Origin of the sequence: Nitratifractor sp., assembly GCF_015487065.1 — a bacterium.
In the GTDB taxonomy this organism is placed as follows: Bacteria; Campylobacterota; Campylobacteria; order Campylobacterales; family Sulfurovaceae; genus Nitratifractor.
The window spans coordinates 1-20,294 of record NZ_WFQN01000012.1 but is presented as its reverse complement, the minus strand read 5'-3'; the positions used below and the strand labels follow the sequence as shown (position 1 = coordinate 20,294).

The window sequence follows — 20,294 nt, the reverse complement described above, 5'->3', positions numbered from 1 at the left end:
TTGCCGCCCAGACGGCGCTTGATCATCTCGTTGAGGCCGTCAAAGGCTCCCCCGCAAATAAAGAGGATATTGGAGGTGTCGATCTGGATGAAGTCCTGATTGGGGTGTTTGCGTCCCCCTTTGGGCGGGATGTTGACCACGGAGCCTTCGATGATCTTGAGCAGGGCCTGTTGGACGCCTTCTCCCGAGACATCCCGGGTGATGGAGCGGTTTTCTCCCAGCCGGGCAATTTTGTCCACTTCGTCGATAAAGACGATTCCTTTCTGGGCCTTGTCCACGTCGCCGTCGGCGGCCATCAGGAGTTTGGTGAGGATATTCTCCACATCTTCGCCGACATAGCCGGCCTCGGTCAGGTTGGTGGCATCGGCGATGGCGATAGGCACATCCAGGAAGCGGGCGATACTTTGGGCCAGCAGTGTTTTGCCGCTTCCGGTGGGGCCAATGAGGAGGATATTGGATTTGGCCACTTCGGTTTCGTCGTCTTCCAGATGTTTGAAGAGGCGTTTATAGTGGTTGTAGACAGCGACGGAGAGGGTCTTTTTGGCCTCTTCCTGGCCGATGACATACTCATCCAGCAGGGCCTTGAGCTCCTTGGGGGTCAGCAACCGGGGATTGAACTCGGTCGCCGGCTGATGCTCCTCTTCACCGAAGAGGATTTTGTAGGCGGAGATGACGCAGTTGGAGCAGATGTAGGCATTGTTTCCGGCGATGAGAGGGTTCTCCTCCCGTTCCAGACTTCCGCAGAAACTGCATTTTTTATTGGACATTGTTTTTCCTTTTGAAGGGAATCCCCCGTTGGGATTCCAGAATGAATTGGCAAAGTTTCTCGACGGCAGGATTCTCCTGGTCGGTCAGGAGGGCTTCGGCGCTCTCCCGCAGAGGTTCCCCACTCTCGAAAAGCCGGCGATAGGCCTGTTTGAGGGCATCGATAGTCTCCCGGTCGAGTTGGCGGCGTAGTCCGGTGAGGTTGAGCCCCCTCAGATGGGCCCGGTTGCCTTCGGCCAGGCAAAAGGGGGGAATATCCTGGCTCAGGGCACTGGCCCCGGCGATCATGGCGTAGTCACCGATATGGACGAACTGGTGGATCGGGGTCATTCCGCCGATGACCACATGATCTCCCAGCTCCACATGGCCGGCCAAGGTGGCGGCATTGGCCAGGATACAGCGGTTGCCGATGATCACATCGTGGGCGACGTGGACATAGCCCATCAGCAGGTTGCCGTTGCCGATGCGGGTGACGCCGCCGCCCCCTTCGGTCCCGGGGTTGATGAGGGTGAACTCCCGGATGATGTTGTCGTCTCCGATCTCGAGGCGCACCTTCTCCCCGCGATACTTCAGATCCTGGGGGATCGAGCCGATGACGGCATGGGAGAAGATCCGGTTGTTGCGTCCGATATGTGTCTCCCCTTCGATGAGGGTATGGCTGCCGATCTCGGTCCCGTCCCCGATGGTAACATCGGGCCCGATCACCGTATAGGCTCCGACGGTGACGTTGCGGCCGAGGGTGGCTTCGGGGGCGACGAGGGCGGTGGGATGGATGGCGTTCACTGGGTTCACTTGTCGACGATCATCGCTTTGAGCTGGGCTTCCGCCACCAGTTTCTCATCCACATAGGCTTTGCCTTCCAGGAACCAGATAGCCCCTTTACTCTTGAGGACATTCAGGCGGTAGACCAGCCGGTCCCCGGGAGTGACGGGAGAGCGGAATTTGGCCTTGTCGATGCTCATGAAGTAGACGACTTTGTCCTGGGTCGCCTCCTGGCCCCTCTCGTCCATGCTTTTGAAGGCCAGCACGCCGCCGGCTTGGGCCATCCCCTCGATGATCATGACGCCGGGGTAGATGGGGTGGTCAGGAAAGTGGCCCTGGAAAACTGGTTCGGAGATAGAGACATTTTTGTACCCCTCGATGGAGACACCGGGTTCAAGAGCGGTGATGCGGTCCACCAGCAAAAAGGGGAAACGGTGGGGCAGAATCTTCTGGATTTCGATGACGTTGTAAAGCGTTTGTGACACAAGCAACCTTTCGGCAGAATATTGCCTCCGGAGAAGGGTCCGGAGCATAATGAGCAATATTTTATCGAAAGAAGGTAAAGAAGCTGTTTATCTTTCGTCGTGAAAGATCAACCGCTCCCGGACGTCTTCAAAGAGACGGGTCTGGAGAGTGATCTCTATCTTGTTGTCAGGGATGGATTCCACGACCAAGAGGGCACTGAGATCATAGGGATTGGGGAGTAGTTTGCGGCGCAGTGTGAGCTCCTCATCAAAAGGGGGTGGAGCGAAAATGAGATGAGTGACGTCGGGATAGCTGCGTCCAGTGTGCCGGTTGTAATCGGCAAGCGTGATGAACTTCACTTCATCTCGGTTCATCAGCGCCAGTGCCCCCCAGGTTCCGTCCACCCGACCGCGGGTATACTCTTTTTTGAGGGTGGAATAAGGAAGCACATGGGCGGGAACGGGCTCTTTACGGACCCGCAACACTCCCCAGAGCAGCCGCCAGTTCAGAAAACGTTCTTTGACGATTTGGTAGGGAACTCCCCGCTCTTCGAGCTCTATGCGTTTTTCATAGAGTGTCAGGCGTTCTTCGATCGACTCGGGCTGAATCTGACCCGAGATCGGCACCATCAACTCGTCGGCCAGTTTCTCCTGTTGTTGGCGCTGGATCGTCAGGCCGAAGAGGCAACCGCAGTAGTCCTGACGGTAGAGCCGGGCTTCTTTGGCCATGAGATTCTGTTCCTGGGTTCCCGAGGCTTTGCGGTAGTCGGGAGCGACGAACTCCAGCCCGTAGCGTTCTGCAAGCCTTTCTCCCTCTTCCCGGAGCTGTTTGAGGGATTTTTTTGGAGAGGTGAGCAGGGTCGAGGTGAAGCATCTCTCCTCCAGCTCCGCCGCTTTGGCGGCGCTGACCTCAAAACGCCGGTCGAAACAGACGGCGCAGCGCTTTCCCTTCTCCGGTTCGTTCTCCAGTCCCCTAACTGCGTCCATCCATGCTTCATAGTCGTAGGGACCTTCGATCAGTTCGATTCCCAGTTGCCGGCAGCTTCGCTCTACCTCCAGCAGACGAAGGCGGTATTCGCTGTAGGGGTGGATATTGGGATCGTAAAAAAAGCCGATCAGTCGCTCGTCAGGATAGTCCCGGCGGAGCTTCTGGAGAAAATAGTGGCTATCGACGGCGCAGCAGATATGAACTAACATGGACTTCTCCTGAAGAGCGTGTTAGTCCGGTGGGTAGTGGAGAGTGAGGAGTGAGGAACCGAAAGCTCTGCCTTCCGGTGAATGGTGAATGGTGAGTGGTGAATGATTTCGGTTTGTGTTGCTTCGCAACAGTTTCTATTTGAAATACTGCCGACTGCCGACTGCCGACTGCCGACTTTTCGAATGAGAAATGAGCAATGAGAAATGAGAAACGGATGACTAAAAAATTTCATCCCATCTTCAACCCGGCAAAAAATCCGGCCACGGCCGAGGCACCGCCGGCGATGTTGAGGCGGGAGAGGCGGGCTTTGAGGAAGTCGGCAAACTGCTTGAAAAGCTCGCTTCCCTGAGAGACGGTGTGGGAGAGTCCCGATTCGTTGATGCTGACGATATGCTGATTTTCCAGGACGAAAAGTACGGTAATCGTCAGTCCCATCAGCAAGAGCAGGATTTTGAAACTCTTTTTGAGAAAATAGCCGACGGCCAGTCCCATCAGGAAACCGCTGCCCATCTCCAGCCAGGGGAGTCCGGGGAGTTTGTCGGTGATCGTTTGGGTCAGGTTTTCATCCATGGAGTTACGATACCTTTCACTGTTTTGCCAGCCACCGGATCATATCGGTACCCAATCGGGAGACAGCCTCGTTGGCCGCTTTGACGAAACCGGCGGCATCGGTGCTGGGGCAGGGGATACGGTAGTTGAAAACTTTTGCGGCGATCAGATGACGGTCGTTGCTGTGCAGCAGGCGCAGACCGATGGAGACATCGGCGTAGGAGCCCTGAGCGGTAATGCGATGTTCGAAGCGGTAGACGGTGCTCTCCAATTCATAGGCGGCGTCGGCCTCCGAGGCGTAATCGAGAACCGTTCTCGCTAGACCGCTGCGTTGCAGGGTCTCGATGAGATTGGCCATGAGAATCCGGTTGAGGGATTTGCTCCACTGGCTGTAGCTGTAGTAGGATTGGGTCAGATCGCTACGGCTGAAATAGATCCGGGTCCCCATGGTGTCTTCGATCCCTTTGGGGTAGTCGACCCGGAGGGAAGTAAACCGGGGAGGTACATGCGGAAGCGGCGCCTCGGCCGAGAGCGTATACATCTGCAGAGTCCGGCTGCTACAGGCCGCCAAAAAGAGCGCAACTGCCGTGAGTAAAAGGGGTTTAAGAGATCGTATCATTCACCGGGTCCTTTGGGGGGATGGCCGGCACCGAAAAGGATGGAAGAGGGGTGCCGGCTCAGGGCTTTGAGATCCTCCGAGAGCTCCTGGTAGCTGTAGCTGAGTTCATGGATATCGATCTGAATGGGGCGAATCATCTTGCGTAGATCGTAATCACCCCGCTTCAGACGACGGTCGATCCCTCGGGCGAGTTGGGCGACATTCTGCCCGGCCTGATCCACATTGTCCAGCAATTTGGGGAGTTTTTCGTTGAGGGTTCGGGTGACCCCTTGAACGGAATCGGTCAGTTCCGCGGCCTTGCGGTCAAAATGTCGCAGGGTCCGGTTGAAGTCGTCGCCGAGAGCAAGAAGGCGATCTTCCACCTGGGTCGCTTTGGCGGTGGCCGCGGCAGTGTTGTCCAGAATATGGGTGATCTGACGCTGGTTGTGTTCGGAGAAAATCTTCTCCAGGGCGTCGGAGGCACTCTGGAGTTTTTCCAAAAGTTCCGGGGCTTTTTGGCTGAGCTGATGGATCAACGACTCTCGCGTGGGAATCACCGGGATCTTTCCTGCAGAAGCCTTCAGACGCGGAGCGCCGCGTTTGCCCCCTTCGATCTGGACATAGCTCAATCCGGTGATCCCCTGGAGTTTGAGCAGGGCATACATCCCTTTGACGATGGGCGTCCCCTCTTTGAGTCGGATCGTGACCCGGATGCGTTCGATATTGTTCGGGTCGATCTCGATGGCGGTCACTTTGCCGACGTCGACCCCTTTGAGTTTGACGGATGAATCGAGCGTCAGCCCGTCGACCGGTTCATTGTAATAGAGATAGTAGTAGTCGTATTTCTCTTCAAAACCGTATTTGGCCAGCCAGAAACCGAAGGCGAGAGCCAGCAGGGTAAAGAGCAGTACAAATACCCCTACCATCGTATAGTTGATTTTGCTATACATCTGACTCCCCGGCCTTTTTGCTTGAATTTCCTTGAGGTATTTTACCCATAAAACGTTTGGAGATATATTCGTTTTTGAAGAAACGTTCCACAAAGGGATGATCGGAGGCCAAGACCTCCTGCAGCGTTCCTTCGGCCACCACATGCTTGTCGGCCAAAACGGCCATCCGGTCGACAATGGTAAAGATGGAATCGAGATCGTGGGTAATCATTACCACCGTAATGTCCAGGGCATCGCGTAGATCGACGATCAATCGGTCGAAGGCCCTGGCCCCGATGGGATCGAGTCCCGAAGTAGGCTCGTCGAGGAAGAGAAGCTTGGGATCCATGGCCAACGCCCTCGCCAGAGCGGCCCGCTTGATCATTCCGCCGCTGAGCTCCGACGGATAGAGTGAGGCTGCCCGGGAGTGGAGCCCGACCATCTCCAGCTTCTCCCGAATGATCTTCTCCCGCAGCGATTTGGGGACGCTGGTGTACTCTTTGAGCGGCAGGGCAATGTTTTCGGCGACGGTCAGAGAGGTGAAGAGGGCCCCGAACTGGAAGAGCACCCCCCAACTGCGCCGGAGCTCCTGCTGTTCGCGATAGTTGATCCGGGCCAAATCTTTGCCCAGGACCCGGACGGTGCCGGAGGTGGGGCGAAGCAGCATGATGATCTCTTTGACTAGGACCGATTTGCCGGCGCCGCTCTCTCCCAAAATCCCGTAGATCTCTCCAGGATTGACGGTCAGATTGACGCCGTCATGGATCACGGTATCCCCAAACCGGGTATGGATATCGCGCATCTCGATGACCGGTTCCATTTAGTATCCCAGCTGCGTATAGATGACGGCAAAGAGGGCGTCGCAGGCGATAACGAAAAAGATCGCATGCACGACACTGGCCGTGGTTTCGATGCCGATACTCTCGGTGTCCCCCGTCACCCGGAAGCCGTGAAAGCAGCCCGTAGCGGCGATAATGAGAGCGAAAAAGGGACCTTTAACGATTCCCAAGATGTAGTGTTTGGCCGCCAGAACCTCCTGAAGCCGATTGATGAAGAAGGAGAAAGATATATCCACCTGGGCCTTGGTGGCAATCATCCCTCCGAGGATTCCAGTGATATCCGAAAAGAAGATCAGCAGAGGCAGGGCGATCATCAGGGCGAGGATACGGGGAATGATGAGGAAATAGAAGGGATCGAATCCCATGGTCCGCATAGCACTGATCTCTTCAGTAATTTTCATAGTTCCGATCTCAGCAGCATAGGCCGATGCACTGCGCCCCGCGATGACAATGGCAGTGATCATCGGGCCCAACTCCCGGGTAATGGCGATGCCGATTCCGTCCACCACGTAGATGTCGGCTCCAAACTGCATCAGCTGCACCAGACTCTCATAGGCGATCACCAACCCTACGAGAAAGGCGGTCAGCCCGATGATAAACAGGGCGTCGACCCCCGAGTGTTCGATGTGATAGACGGTTTCGCGGATCCGGAAATTTGAAGGATTGACAAAAAGCCCCAATGTCCGGATGGAGAGCTCTCCCAGAAAATGGAAAAAGTCCCGCATCACTCCCAGCTCATCGAGGGTAGCTTTGCCAATGCGCCAGAGAAGCGTTTCACGGCGTTTGGGCAGCGGTTCCTCTCCGTAGCCCCGTTCAATGAGCCGCAGCATTTTGCTCTGTTTCTCATCGAGTCCGATGATTTCACAGGGGTGCCCCGCTTTTTTCATAGCTTCCCTGAGTTGGAGAAGCAGCAAAATCCCGGCACTGTCGAACTTCGTCACTTCATGAAAGTCGATGAAGCAGCGCGTTGTCTGAGGCGGAGTCAGCTGCGTGATCTCCTTTTCGATACGGCGGGCTTCATCGAGGATCCACTCACCGGAACAGTAGATCGTGGTCTCTTGCCCATTCTTGCGGACTTCAAGGGGACTCGGATTCATAAAGGGATTATATCGGATTTTGGATTTTGCGCTAAAATCCCAAACAAAAATAGGGGAGGGGCGGATGAACCGGGAGATTCTGCGGCTGGCCCTGCCCAATATCCTGGCCAACATCTCCGTACCCTTGATCAGTTCCGTCGATACGGCATTGATGGGCCATCTCTCTGCGGCTCACCTCGCGGCACTTGGGATCGGAGGGATGATCTTCATGTTTCTCTACAGCAGTTTCGGTTTTCTGCGAATGGGGACGACGGGAATGGTGGCTCAGGCTTACGGTGCGGAGGAACGATCCATCCTGAGTGCGACCCTCTACCGGGCGGTGATTCTGGCGGTTTTCCTGGCGCTTCCCATGCTAATATTTAGTAATATTATCTTTGAACTTGCCGCGACTCTGATGAATGTGGAGCCGGGGTATTACGCTCTGGCCAGGGAGTATTTCTCCATCAGGATACTGACGGCCCCGGCTGTACTGCTGCTCTATGTTTCCACGGGATTTTTCTTCGGCGTCCAAAACGCCCGCTACCCCCTCTACGTGACGCTGCTAGTCAATCTGGTCAATGTCGGCTTGAGCTTCTATTTCGTCAAGATGCTCAATTGGGGCATTGCCGGAGCGGCCTGGGGAACGGTGGCCGCCCAGTATGCGGGGCTGATCTACGCATTGTGGCTGACAGGCCGCTATCGCGGATTCCTGCGGCGGGTCGCTTGGAGAGAACTGCTGCACTGGGACGCACTGCAGCGGTTTTTTCATGTGAATCGCAACATCTTCATCCGAACGCTGGCGCTAACCTTCTCTCTGGCTTATTTCTATGCCCGGGCAGCCAAGGGCGGGGAGGTGACCCTCTCGGTGATGATCCTGCTTTTGCAGTTCATGATCTGGATGAGTTTTGCCATCGACGGCTTCGCCAATGCCGCAGAAAGCCTGGTGGGGCGCTACTACGGGGCAAAGGATCGTCCGCATTTTGAAAAGGCGGTACGATATTCCCTGACCTGGGGCGGAGGGTTGGCCCTGCTTTTCAGTCTGGTTTATGCGGTCGCTGGAGAGTGGATCATCCGAATCTTTACCGATCAGGCAGAGGTCATAGAACGCACCGTAGCGCTGTTGCCGTTGGCGGCACTGCTTCCTTTGGTGGCTTTCGCCGCTTTTATCTACGACGGGATCTTCATCGGAATGACCGCCGTACGGGCCATGCGCAACGCCGTTTTAAGCGCTACGCTGCTCTATTTGGGGAGTGACTGGCTGCTGGAGCGTTTCCTCCCGCTGGACCGGGCACTCTGGATAGCCTTTATGGGCTTTTTCCTCTATCGGGGAGTCCTGCAGTGGTGGATGTTCCGGCGTAAAAAGTGGGAGTTGCACTGAAAAATGTTTTGATTTTGCTGCAACAGGTATTTGATATTTTAGGCTTGAAAGTTCGTTTTTTTCGGAGTTTTGATTGGTTGCGGCAGGAGGATTTAAACCTCCGAGCCTCAGTTATGAGAGGCTCTTCAAAGGCCGCTACATCGAATGAAATCAAAAAATGTCACCACAAGTCGCACCAAATTAAACAACATTAGATGCCAAGCGTAAAATTTGAGCTTTTTCAAGCCTCATCAGCTCCTTGTAGTCCATTCCCGTGTTTGGGATCGTGTAGATCTCAAGCTCACCGATCGGAGCGTAATGCTCTTGGTAGGCGGGGATGAACTCATCGAAGGCAACGACTTCACCGGAAGGATCGAGGGCTACCTGGATCGTTTTGCCCGGTTTCATGATATTGTGGATTGAATGGGCAAAATCATCTTTGCATACTGCACGCCGCGGTAATAGCAGTTTGAGTTCTTGATTGAACGCTTCGGCTTCCAAACGATCAAACTTTTCGATCATGTCAAAATATCGCTCCATATCGACTATCGCTTCCGATTTGAGCTTTGTCAATATTTTCTCTTTTTCTTCGGTAACGGCATAATCGACAAAATCGCGAATCGTGGCTTTTTCTCGGAACTTGAGTTTTTTGGCGATGATCTCCTGCGGCGTTTGCACCTTGATGTTTTCTATACCGAATACATTCCGATAGTTGTAAGCCGAGGATGTAAGTGCTGGCGAATAGACAAAATCGATCTTAAGCTTACCACCCTCAAGGTAAAAGGTGATACCGGTAGGTGAGGCATCAACTTCCAATTCGCTTATACCGAGGTTTTGCGTGATCTCCTTTTGGGCTGCGATGATTGTTTGTATGCCGCTGTAATCTTCTGAAAATATATCGATGTCATAAGACATTCTATGACCATAATAGAGCGAAGAGAGCGCAGTACCGCCACCGAAAGACCAGTCGGAAACACCGTAATCTTGCAAAATCTCATAAGCGATATGAAAAAGTTCTTTTTGAGTGGAAAAGTCGTAGGACATTACAGTAGCGAAGGAAGATCTCTCAAGTCGTATCCTCTCTCTCGGAGGATGTGATAAATATGCAGCAGATTGGAAGGGTTGATCTGCTCACGCTCCATGAAAGAGCGCAATAAAGTAGGATTGGCTTCGTTGAAAATTCTCAAATAGAGGTAGATGTACGATTCGTTGAAAGACGAAAGGAGAGCGCGCAGCATCGGTGTATCTACATGCCCTCTGCGGTCATAGGAATAGTTGCAAAAACCCACCAGTGCGTGCACGGGGCTACCCTGTGGTGTAGGCATCGGTTCGGTAGAGTTGCGTCGTCGGTAGCGCAGCATGACCGCCTCCTTTCATCGGTATAATTTTTTACTATTGTAACACATTCATAGCTGCATCTTTTTTTCCGCGCAGCTTTGACCCCTTCAAAAAGAGTGTCACCACGCGTGGTGACAGTGATGGTGACATCGCTAAATAATCGTTGAGTAGTTAAAACGCTTGAAAGTTAGATTTTATGGGAGTTTGAATTGGTTGCGGGAGAGGGATTTGAACCCCCGACCTTCGGGTTATGAGCCCGACGAGCTACCGGACTGCTCTATCCCGCGTCCGTTGAAGAGAAGGTATTTGAATCCGAAGATCCAAATGGATGGGGTAGAGGGACTCGAACCCCCGAATGACTGGACCAAAACCAGTTGCCTTACCACTTGGCGATACCCCAAACGTTGGGACATAAACTCGTTCGTTTATGTGGACGGCATTATAGAGCAAAGTTCTTTGTTTGTCAAGAGTTTTGGAGGAAAATCTGCGATATTTTCTTTCTCCTCCCGGCTCTATACGTTATAATGGCCACCACTAATTAGAAGGACAATAGAAGATGTCGGAAGCGATAGCACGCGTAGAAAAAGCGATCGAAACCATCAAAAAGGGTCAGATGGTCATCATGATGGACGATGAGGACCGGGAAAACGAAGGGGATCTGGTCTATGCCGCCACCTTCAGCACCCCGGAGATGGTCAATTTTATGGCCAAGGAGGCCAGGGGGCTTATCTGCGCTCCCGTGACCCGGGAGATCGCCCAGCGGCTCGATCTCGTGCCCATGGTGGAGCGCAACGACTCCCAGCACGAGACCGCCTTTACTGTCAGTATCGACGCCGCCAATGCCCGGACCGGAATCTCGGCGGCGGAGCGCAGCGAGTGCATCAGCCTGCTGGCCTCGCCGCTGAGCCGGCCCGAAGATTTCGTGCGTCCCGGACATATCTTCCCCCTCATCGCCAAAGACGGGGGCGTTCTGGTACGCACCGGCCACACCGAAGGCTCCATAGATCTCTGCAAGTTGGCGGGGCTGGCCCCCGTGGCGGTGATCTGCGAAATCATCAAAGATGACGGTACCATGGCCCGCCGGGACGATCTGCGGGAGTTTTCTGCCCGGCACGAGATGCCCATCGTCTATATTTCCGATCTGGTGGAGTACCGACTGGCAAACGAAAAGCTGGTCAAACGGCTGGACGAGGAAGAGACGGAGTTCCAGGGGACCAAGGTGGAAAAGATCCGCTACGAAGACCACCTGGGCCGAATCCACACCGTCATCCAGTTCTACAAAATCCACGAGACCGAGAACGTCCGTTTCCACAATATCGGCTCCGATATCGAGCTGCTGCTGGACGAAAAACGCTATCAGGCCATGCTCAACAGTATCGACTATCTCAAGCGCAACGGCGGTCTTCTGATCTTTCTCGACAGCAAGACCGTCTCCAAGGAACAGGCCAAGGAGATCGGCGTGGGGGCCCAGATCCTCCAGGACCTTGGCGTTCGCCGCATCAAACTCCTGACCACCAATATGGAGACCGAGTTTGTCGGATTGAGCGGCTTCGGACTGGATGTTGTGGACAAGATCGATATCGGATAAAGGATCAGGGGAATTGGAACAGTAAGAGCAGCCGGAGCGATTCGTTATAATCATTCGCATGGACCATAAAGCGAAGCGGCCGGTTGCAGCCGTCGATCCCGGAACCGGAATCTGTTGGCAGGTGAGGGGATCGCCATGATCAATCTCGATGCAATTTTTGCCCGACGCTCTATCCCCTCGATCTACCTGATCGGTCTCTCCGCCCTTTTCGCGCTGGTGGTGCTCTTTACAGCAATCACGATCTACATCGAATACCTCGATTTCGGCCGGGAGACCCAACGACTCCGCAGCGAATATATCAAAGAACAGAAAGAACAGATTCACTTCGATACCTCCAGGGTCCTGCGCTTTATCTCCCGGACCTATGAAGAACAGCATGGCCGGATGGAGGAGCCGGCGCTTCAAAACCAGATCATCCGTTCCATCGAACGGCTCTACGGACGACGGGACGGCACGGGATATATCTTTGTCTACGACTTCAACGGAACCTGCCTGAGCGATCCGGTTCAACGGAACAACGTGGGGAAAAATCTCTACCGTTTCCGCGATCCCGACGGCGTGCAGGTGATCCGGCAGCTCATCGACGTCTCCCGTCGTCCCGGCGGCGGTTTCGTCCGCTATACCTGGATCAAACCCACCAGCCGTACTCCCAGCCCCAAGATCTCCTATGCCCGGGCCTTCGAACCCTGGAAGTGGATGGTGGGCACCGGCGTCTATCTGGACGAGGTGGAGAAGGTGATCGCCGGAAAACGGGAGGCCCTGCGCCAGAAGACACTGGGAACGGTCGGAAAAATCCTGGCGCTGATGGCGGTCCTGGCCCTCATCGGCCTGCTGGGGGTGCGGATGCTCAACCGGATCATCCGCAGAGAGATCGACCGGCTCAACCGTCATTTCGACCTGGCGGCCAAACAGCATATCCTGATCGATAGAGAACGTGTCCGGCTGAGTGAGTTCCGTCCCATGGTCGACTCCATCAATACCATGGTGAGCGAGATCCATCGGCGAAAGAACAAACTCTGGGAGATCAATCTTTCGCTGGAACAGAAGGTGGCCGAAAAAACCGCGGATCTCAAAGAACGCAATCGACTCCTGAGAGAGGAAAAGGCCCTGAGCGAAGCGCTGATCCGGGCCCAGGACAGTTTCATCCGGCAGTCGATCCATGAGATCAATACACCGCTGGCGGTGATCATGAACCATATTGATATCTACAGGATGAAACTGGGAGAAAACCGCTACCTGGCCAAAATAGAGGCCGGCGCCAAGATGATCGCCACCATCTACGACGACCTGAGCTATATGGTCAAAAAGAACCGTTTCGAGTATGAAAAAACCACACTCGATTTCAGCGATTTCCTCCGGGAAAGGATCCGATTTTTCCGCGAGATCGCCCAGGGAAACCGACTGGAGATCCGGGAACGCATCGAGGAGGGCATTTCACTACTTTTCAGTGATGTGGAACTGCAACGGATCATCGACAACAACCTCTCCAACGCCATCAAATACGCCCGGGATCACACTGTCGTCACCGTGATCCTCCGGCGTCGCGGTGAGGAGACGCTTCTGGAGTTCCACTCCTGCTCCCGGCAGCCCATCAGTGACACCCGGCGGATCTTCGATGCCTTTCATAGGGAGGACGACAAAGTCAAAGGTTTCGGCCTGGGGCTGGAGATCGTCCGCAGTATCTGCGAAAAGAACGGTGTGAGGGTAGCGGTGAGCTCCGACCATGACCTCACAGTCTTTCGCTATCATTTTTCCATGAAAGAGGCGAAACGTGCGCATACTGCTGCTTGAGGATGAGCGGATGCTCCAGGAGGCGATTCGGGAGTATTTGCGGGAGTCGGGCTACGAAGTGGATGCCTACGAGGACGGCGAAGATGCCTACGAGGCGATCACAAAAGGGGAGTATGATCTCTTCGTCTTCGATATCAACACCCCCGGAATTGACGGGTTGAGTCTCCTGGAACGACTCATCGGTGAACAGATTCAGATCCCGACGATCTTTATCAGTGCCATTACCCGAATCGAGCAGATCTCGCGAGCCTACGAACTGGGATGCTACGACTACCTCAAAAAGCCCTTTCATCTCAAAGAGTTGACCCTCCATATCGAGCGCCTCATGCGGATCGCCGACCTGAGCACCTGCCATCTGCTGACCATCAGCGAACAGTACCGCTACGACCCCAATCGCCGGCAGCTCCTCTATAAGGGGGAGGATCAGCCTCTGAGCCGTCGCCAGGCTCAGATCATCGACCTGCTGGCAACCAATCTCAACCGCATCGTCGACTTCGAAATGCTCCGTCACTATGTCTGGGACGATGCCCCCATCGACAATGCCACGATCCGTGCCGAGATGCACCGGGTCCGCAAAGAGCTCAAAGAAGAGATCATCGAAAGCATCAAGGGGATCGGTTACCGGATGCGGCGTATGGAATCCTGACTGTTACCTTCCTACCCAGCTTCATAATTTTTTCGTCAAATTCTGCTTCCAAAGTTCCCATGCTATGTTCTTGCTATTTTGGTTTTTTACCATGAAGCTGTCCCATACTGTCTCATCGAGGCAAACAAACAAAAGGAGGGAACATGACCGAGGAAAAGGCACGAGCCTACTGGAAGGAGAATATCTCCGCGATATTGAAACTCCTGACCGTATGGTTCATCGTTTCGTACGGCGCAGGTATTCTGTTTATCAATCAGCTGAATCAGATCGAGATCAGCGGGGTGAAACTGGGGTTCTGGTTCGCTCAGCAGGGATCGATCTATGTCTTCGTCATCCTGATCTACATCTACGTCAAGTGGATGAACAAGATCGACGAAAAATATGACGTCCACGAATAGGAGGTAAGTCATGGATCTGCAAACATTGATATACCTCTTCGTCGGGGTGAGCTTCGCACTCTATATCGTCATCGCCATCTGGGCCAAAGCGGCCAGTACCAAAGATTTCTACGTCGCCGGCGGCGGGGTGCATCCGGTGGCCAACGGCATGGCGACCGCCGCAGACTGGATGTCGGCGGCCTCCTTCATCTCCCTGGCGGGGATCATCGCCTACAAGGGTAGTGACGGCGGCGCCTATCTGATGGGCTGGACCGGCGGCTACGTCCTGCTGGCCCTGCTCCTGGCTCCCTATCTGCGGAAGTTCGGCAAATTTACCGTGCCCGATTTTGTCGGAGACCGCTACCACTCCGATATCGCCCGGACCGTCGCGGTCATTGCCGTCATCTTCATCTCCTTCACCTACGTTGCCGGGCAGATGCGGGGTGTCGGAATCGTCTTCAGCCGCTTCCTGCAGGTGGATGTCAACACCGGCGTCATCATCGGAATGGTGATCGTCTTCATCTATGCGGTTCTGGGCGGAATGAAAGGGATCACCTACACCCAGGTCGCCCAGTACATGGTGATGATCGTCGCCTATCTGATTCCGGCGATCTTTCTGTCGCTGATGGTTACCGATACCTTCCTTCCCCAGCTGGGAATCTTCGGGACTACCACCTTTGCCTTCGATGACGGGGTCAAGACCATACCGGCGGGGACCTTCCTCATGCATGCCTTGGACCAGGCGGTCACCGATCTGGGCTTTAACGCCTACACCATGCCCGGCAACATCTGGAACATGTTCATGCTGACCGTGGCACTGATGGTCGGAACCGCCGGGCTGCCCCACGTCATCGTCCGCTTCTTTACGGTTCCCCGTGTCCGGGATGCCCGGGCCTCTGCCGGCTGGGCACTCTTCTTCATCGCGATCCTCTACACCACCATCGCCTCAGTGGCCGCTTTCAGTCGGGTCAACATCATCGACCGGGTCCAGAACGTCCCCTACAAGCAGTGGGTCACCGAAGGGGTCAAGCAGGCCGACGGCCGGATCAACCACGGCGGCTGGTTCAAGACCTGGGAGGATGGATCCCTGCTGGCCTGGAACGACCGCAACAAGGACGGCAAGATCCAGTATGCCGCCGGCAAAGCCTTCAAGGACCCCAAAGGCAAGCCCCATTTTGACGATCACAAACGGGCACCCGACGGGCATCGTCTGACCACCAACCCGCTGCCGCCCGCCGGGCACAAGCCCTTCGACAATGAAGTCTATATCGACCGGGATATCATCGTCCTGGCCAACCCGGAGATCGCCAACCTGCCCAACTGGGTCATCGCCCTGATCGCGGCGGGAGGTCTGGCGGCGGCCCTCTCCACGGCTGCCGGTCTGCTGCTGGTTATCAGCTCCTCCATCTCCCACGATCTGCTGGGACGGGTCATGTTCAAGGATCCCACCACCGGTAAATCGAAACTGAGCGATCGACAGGAGCTGCTGGCGGCCCGGATCTCGGCCATCGCCGCGATCGCGGTGGCCGGATACCTGGGGATCAATCCGCCGGGATTCGTCGCCCAGGTGGTCGCCTTCGCCTTCGGACTGGCGGCGGCGAGCTTCTTCCCCACGATCATCCTGGGGATCTTCGACAAACGCATGAATAAGGCAGGAGCCATCGCCGGTATCAGCACCGGTCTGATCTTTACCTTCGCCTATATCGTCTATTTTGTCTTTATGGGCGGCGACCCCAAAGATTATCTCTTCGGTGTCGCTCCTGTGGGGATCGGAACCATTGGAATGGTGCTGCACTTCATTGTGGCATTCATCATCTCCCGAATGACCGCGGAGCCGCCCGCTCACATCCAGGAGATGGTCGACAACATCCGCATCCCCCGAGGTGCCGGAGAGGCGCACGATCATTAAGACTCAGGCCCCTTGGGCCGAACTGTAATTGGTATATTGGTATATTTGTGTATTGGTTACTGGGAGTTACGTTAGGTTTTGGCGCTGAAGCCTCGATTTCGGTAGATCAGAAAACAATCGCTTGTCTATTCTTTCGATTTGAGACTTGCGACTTGTGACTGCGCCGAAGGCGCTCCCCAATAACCAATAGACCAATACACCAATGACAAGGAACTCCCTTGAGCTTCAACGATCAGAAAGCCTTCCTCCGCTCCATCCACCCTTTCGACGAACTCTCTGACGAACTCCTTGACGATTTGATCCGCAAGATCGATATCGCCTTCTATCCTGCCGAAACATCCCTGACGGTATGCGGTGCGGAGGTGGAGCTGTTCTATATCGTCATCAAGGGAGAGGTGAAGGTTCTGGATGAAAACGATGCAGTGGTTCGTATCTATCGCGAGAAGGACAGTTTCGACGCCGACGCCCTGTTGGAAGGGCGCTGTGACTGGCACTACGTGGTGAGCGAGGATCTGATCTGTTACGAGATCGACCGGGAGAGCTTCATGAAGCTCTTCGAGGGGTGCGAAAAATTCCGTCGATTCTACCTGATGGATATCGTGGAGAGGATCGAACATCTCAAGCGGCGGGAGCTCGATTCGGGTATGGGTGACTGGATGACCGTCAGAGTCAGCGAGAGCTACTGGCATCCTCCCTGTCTGGTGGAGCGGCAGACACCGCTGCAGGAGGCGATCCGACTCTCCGTCGATATGGGACGCAGTGAGATCATCGTAGAAGGAGGGGAAGGCGACTACGGAATCGTCGCCGACAGTGACCTGAAAAGGATGCTGGCGGAGGGTACTCTCGACCTGACTCTTCCGACGGGCTCTGTGGCGCACTTTCCGCTTCTGACCGTGGATCGGGAGGATTTTCTCTTCAACGCCTACCTGACGCTGATCCGCAAAAACATCAAACGCCTGGGGGTGACAGAGAAAGGAAAACTCCTGGGGATACTGGAACAGATCGACATACTGAGCTATTTCGCCAACCACTCCCATCTCATCACCGTCAAGATCGAAAGAGCACGGACTCTGGAGGAGCTGAGGGAAGCCAGTCTCGGCTATCTGACCATCGTCCGGCGCCTCTACGCCCAGGGGCTCAAGGCCCGCTACATCGCCAAACTGATTTCGGAGATCAATCGAAAGGTCTTCTCCCGGCTCTTCGAGATGATCCTGCCCGAGGAGCGTCGGACGGAGTGTGCGCTGCTGGTCATGGGGAGCGAAGGGCGGGGCGAACAGATCATCCGGACCGATCAGGACAATGCGCTTCTCATCCGGGATGGAGTAGATCCCGGGCTCTTTGTCCCCTATACGGAACGGATCAGTGCAGCACTGCTCGAGTTCGGCTATCCCGAGTGCCCCGGAAAGATCATGGTGACCAATCCCTACTGGAGACGCAATGTCCAGGAGTTCAAAGCAGAGATCGACCGCTGGATCGATTCGCCGGACGAAGAGAGTTTCATGCACTTCTCCATCTTTTTCGATGCCGAGGCGGTTGCTGGGGATGCAGAGCTGCTCAAAGAGGTCAAGGCCTATCTCTTCAGCCGTTTCGATGAGCGCAACGATATCTATATGGCCTTTTTCGCCCGACTGACGCTGCTTTTCGAGACTCCGGTGGGAATCTGGAGCTCACTGCTGCATCGCGATCGGCACATTGATATCAAAAAAGCAGGAATCTTCCCGGTGGTGCAGGGGGTTCGCTCCCTGGCGCTGAAGTACCGTATCGAAGCTCTCTCCACCGTCGAACGCATCAAGGAGCTGACCCGCCGGAAGATCCTGCAGGAGTCCTTCGCCCGGGAGCTCATCGAAGCCTTCGACGCCCTGAGCTATCTGCGCCTCGGCGTCCAACTCAGAGCGATCGAGGAGGGCAAAACCCCGGACAATATCATTCACAGCAAGGACCTGAGCAAAATCCAGCGTGATCTGCTGCGGGACTCCCTGGAGATCGTCGAGCGGTTCAAAGGCTTCATCACCCGACATTTCGAGCTGGACAGGTTGCCGAGTTAATGAAGTCATTGGTCATTGGTCACTGGTCATTGGGGAATTCGGCAGTCGGCAGTATTTTAAATCGTCGTTTGCCGTTTGAACGGGGCTTCGCCCCTCTTTGTTGTTTGAAAAAAGGCGTTGCCAAGCAACGCCAACCGAAATCATTCATCATTCATCATTCATCATTCATCACTTTTTCTCGTGGAGCGAGAATATGATCTCTTCCCTCAAAAAGGCCTGGCAGAAACACCGCCTCAAAGATCCCAAATACGCCCATCTTTTCGAACCTTACCAGGGAGACGAGGTGGTGGTGCTGGATACTGAGACCACCGGGATGGATCCCCGAAAGGATGAGATCCTCTCCATCGGGGCGGTGAAGGTGCGCCAAAACCGGATTCTGCTCAGTGACGCTTTCGAAGCCTGGCTCAAGCCTGAGAGAAGGATCAGCGAGGAGAGTATCAAAATCCACGGGATCCGCCGGATCGATATCGAGCACGGAGAGCCCCCGGAGAGGGTGATTCCCCGACTGCTGGATTTCATCGGAAACCGTCCCGTCGCAGGGTACTATATCCGCTTCGATCAGCGGATGCTGAGTGCCTATACCCGACGTCTGCTGGGGATCGACCTCCCCAACGAGCTGATCGAACTGAGCGAGATGTACTATCGCCGTTATCGTAAACACTCTCCTCACGAATTTGTCGATCTCAAATTCGATACGATCATGAAGGCGCTGGACCTTCCCGCATTGGGCAAACATGATGCCCTCAACGATGCCGTCATGTCGGCACTGATCTATCTCAAGCTCAAAACGATCCCCGAGTACAAAGGGGCCTTTTCCTGATCGAACCTGAAAGGTGACGCTGTTACCATTGGGAACAGGCGGTCGCGTGCCGGAGCCGGGAGGCCCATTGTCCGATACTTTTGCTATGTTTTCGCTATAAATCTATCCTATGATATAGTATAAAGATACGACAAAAACTCAAGGAGGAAGCACAATGCTGCAAGAGAAATACTACCCCAACAAAGAGTTTGCCAAGCAGGCCCGGATCAAGAACATGTGTGAGTACAACGAGCTCATGGAGTGGGCCAAAGAGGATTACGAGGGATTCTGGGACCACTGGGCCAGGGAGAAGATCGACTGGATCGAGCCCTACGAGAAGGTCCTGGATGAAAGTGACGCCCCTTTCTACAAATGGTTCGTCGGCGGCAAGCTCAATGTGACGCAGCAGTGTATCGATCGCCATATCGAAGTGCGTAAAAACAAAGCGGCGATCATCTTTGAAGGGGACCGGGGGGATCGGCAGATCATCACCTATCTGCGCCTCTATCGGGAAGTCAACCGCATGGCCAACCTCCTGCGCAACGAATTCGGTGTGAAAAAGGGCGACCGGGTGGTTCTCTATATGCCGATGATCCCCGAGGCGGCCTACGCCATGCTCGCCTGCGCCCGGATCGGGGCCATCCATTCGGTAGTCTTCGGCGGCTTCAGTGCCGAGGCGCTGCGGGACCGGATCCAGGATGCCGAGGCCAAGGTGATCATCACCGCCGACGGGGCTTACCGCAAAGGCGCCCCCTATATGCTCAAGCCTGTCGTCGACCTGGCCCTGGAAGAGGGGTGCCCCAGCGTCGAGAAAGTCCTGGTCGTCCAGCGCAATAACGAAGATGTCGTCTGGATCGGAGGCCGGGACTACAGCTACAACGAGATGATCGAGAATCAGCCTGACACCTGCGAACCCGAGGTGATGGAGAGCGAAGATCCTCTTTTCCTCCTCTATACCTCCGGATCCACCGGCAAGCCCAAAGGGGTGCAGCACTCCCAGGCGGGCTATATCCTCTGGGCCCAGATGACCATGGAGTGGGTCTTCGACGTCAAGGAGAACGACACCTACTGGTGTACCGCCGATATCGGCTGGATCACCGGCCATACCTACATCGTCTACGGTCCTCTGGCGGCGGGAGCCACCACCGTGATGTTCGAAGGAGTCCCCACCTATCCCGATGCGGGACGGGCCTGGAAGATGGTCGAAGAGTTGCGGATCAATCAGTTCTACACCGCTCCCACCGCCATTCGGGTCCTGCACAAG

At 55.0% G+C, this 20,294-nt stretch carries 20 protein-coding genes and 2 tRNA genes; 9 read left to right on the top strand and 13 right to left on the bottom strand.

Annotated elements, in window-relative coordinates; translation table 11 throughout:
- The 9 genes from clpX to F8I07_RS00580 all read right to left on the bottom strand — a co-directional run.
- Positions 1-767: ATP-dependent Clp protease ATP-binding subunit ClpX (clpX, locus tag F8I07_RS00620; RefSeq protein ID WP_292654373.1), on the bottom strand; the 767-nt coding region annotated here is incomplete at its 3' end.
- Positions 757-1,548 (bottom strand): acyl-ACP--UDP-N-acetylglucosamine O-acyltransferase, encoded by a 792-nt coding sequence (lpxA, locus tag F8I07_RS00615; protein ID WP_292654371.1) that lies wholly within the window; start codon positions 1,546-1,548, stop codon positions 757-759. The genes lpxA and clpX, both read right to left, overlap by 11 nt.
- A 5-nt stretch (positions 1,549-1,553) precedes the next feature.
- Positions 1,554-2,060, bottom strand: a complete 507-nt coding sequence (gene fabZ / locus F8I07_RS00610; protein ID WP_292654370.1) for a 3-hydroxyacyl-ACP dehydratase FabZ — start codon at positions 2,058-2,060, stop codon at positions 1,554-1,556.
- Between the two features lie 39 nt (positions 2,061-2,099).
- Entirely contained in the window at positions 2,100-3,188 is a 1,089-nt protein-coding gene (locus F8I07_RS00605; RefSeq protein WP_292654367.1) for an epoxyqueuosine reductase QueH, read from the bottom strand.
- 229 nt (positions 3,189-3,417) lie between these two features.
- Complete coding sequence (locus F8I07_RS00600; RefSeq protein WP_292654366.1) at positions 3,418-3,759, bottom strand: FUN14 domain-containing protein; 342 nt, start codon at positions 3,757-3,759, stop codon at positions 3,418-3,420.
- A 16-nt stretch (positions 3,760-3,775) separates the two neighbouring features.
- On the bottom strand, positions 3,776-4,357 hold the full coding sequence (locus tag F8I07_RS00595) for an ABC-type transport auxiliary lipoprotein family protein (protein WP_292654365.1): 582 nt from the start codon (positions 4,355-4,357) through the stop codon (positions 3,776-3,778).
- Positions 4,354-5,286 carry an MlaD family protein gene (locus tag F8I07_RS00590; protein ID WP_292654363.1) on the bottom strand — a complete coding sequence of 311 codons (933 nt, stop codon included), beginning with the start codon at positions 5,284-5,286 and terminating at the stop codon, positions 4,354-4,356. Before F8I07_RS00590 ends, F8I07_RS00595 begins: the two co-directional genes overlap by 4 nt.
- Complete coding sequence (locus F8I07_RS00585) at positions 5,279-6,085, bottom strand: ABC transporter ATP-binding protein (RefSeq protein WP_292654361.1); 807 nt, start codon at positions 6,083-6,085, stop codon at positions 5,279-5,281. Before F8I07_RS00585 ends, F8I07_RS00590 begins: the two co-directional genes overlap by 8 nt.
- Entirely contained in the window at positions 6,086-7,201 is a 1,116-nt protein-coding gene (locus F8I07_RS00580; RefSeq protein ID WP_292654358.1) for an MlaE family lipid ABC transporter permease subunit, read from the bottom strand.
- A gap of 64 nt (positions 7,202-7,265) precedes the next feature.
- On the opposite strand from F8I07_RS00580, the gene F8I07_RS00575 reads away from it, so the two are divergent.
- A complete protein-coding gene (locus F8I07_RS00575) occupies positions 7,266-8,558 on the top strand; it encodes an MATE family efflux transporter (protein WP_292654355.1) in 1,293 nt (430 codons plus the stop codon).
- A gap of 180 nt (positions 8,559-8,738) precedes the next feature.
- On the opposite strand, the gene F8I07_RS00570 is transcribed toward F8I07_RS00575, so the two are convergent.
- From F8I07_RS00570 to F8I07_RS00555, 4 genes are all read right to left on the bottom strand, one after another.
- A complete protein-coding gene (locus F8I07_RS00570; protein ID WP_292654352.1) occupies positions 8,739-9,581 on the bottom strand; it encodes a nucleotidyl transferase AbiEii/AbiGii toxin family protein in 843 nt (280 codons plus the stop codon).
- Entirely contained in the window at positions 9,581-9,898 is a 318-nt protein-coding gene (locus F8I07_RS00565) for a hypothetical protein (RefSeq protein ID WP_292654350.1), read from the bottom strand. Before F8I07_RS00565 ends, F8I07_RS00570 begins: the two co-directional genes overlap by 1 nt.
- A 187-nt stretch (positions 9,899-10,085) precedes the next feature.
- Positions 10,086-10,162: transfer RNA gene (locus tag F8I07_RS00560), tRNA-Met, on the bottom strand.
- A 38-nt stretch (positions 10,163-10,200) separates the two neighbouring features.
- Positions 10,201-10,275, bottom strand: a tRNA-Gln gene (locus F8I07_RS00555).
- A 156-nt stretch (positions 10,276-10,431) separates the two neighbouring features.
- On the opposite strand from F8I07_RS00555, the gene F8I07_RS00550 reads away from it, so the two are divergent.
- From F8I07_RS00550 to F8I07_RS00515, 8 genes are all read left to right on the top strand, one after another.
- Positions 10,432-11,463, top strand: a complete 1,032-nt coding sequence (locus F8I07_RS00550; protein ID WP_292654347.1) for a bifunctional 3,4-dihydroxy-2-butanone 4-phosphate synthase/GTP cyclohydrolase II — start codon at positions 10,432-10,434, stop codon at positions 11,461-11,463.
- Positions 11,464-11,598: 135 nt separating this feature from the next.
- Positions 11,599-13,254, top strand: a complete 1,656-nt coding sequence (locus tag F8I07_RS00545; protein WP_292654344.1) for a cache domain-containing protein — start codon at positions 11,599-11,601, stop codon at positions 13,252-13,254.
- On the top strand, positions 13,235-13,900 hold the full coding sequence (locus tag F8I07_RS00540) for a response regulator transcription factor (RefSeq protein WP_292654342.1): 666 nt from the start codon (positions 13,235-13,237) through the stop codon (positions 13,898-13,900). Before F8I07_RS00545 ends, F8I07_RS00540 begins: the two co-directional genes overlap by 20 nt.
- Positions 13,901-14,043: 143 nt before the next feature.
- Positions 14,044-14,298: a DUF4212 domain-containing protein gene (locus tag F8I07_RS00535; RefSeq protein ID WP_292654340.1), complete on the top strand. Its 255-nt coding sequence runs from the start codon at positions 14,044-14,046 to the stop codon at positions 14,296-14,298.
- A 10-nt stretch (positions 14,299-14,308) separates the two neighbouring features.
- Complete coding sequence (locus F8I07_RS00530) at positions 14,309-16,186, top strand: sodium:solute symporter family protein (protein WP_292654338.1); 1,878 nt, start codon at positions 14,309-14,311, stop codon at positions 16,184-16,186.
- A gap of 218 nt (positions 16,187-16,404) precedes the next feature.
- A complete protein-coding gene (locus tag F8I07_RS00525) occupies positions 16,405-18,231 on the top strand; it encodes a DUF294 nucleotidyltransferase-like domain-containing protein (RefSeq protein ID WP_292654336.1) in 1,827 nt (608 codons plus the stop codon).
- Positions 18,232-18,424: 193 nt separating this feature from the next.
- Complete coding sequence (locus F8I07_RS00520) at positions 18,425-19,051, top strand: 3'-5' exonuclease (protein WP_292654333.1); 627 nt, start codon at positions 18,425-18,427, stop codon at positions 19,049-19,051.
- A 154-nt stretch (positions 19,052-19,205) separates the two neighbouring features.
- A partial coding sequence (locus F8I07_RS00515; protein WP_292654331.1) for an AMP-binding protein occupies positions 19,206-20,294 on the top strand: 1,089 nt, incomplete at its 3' end.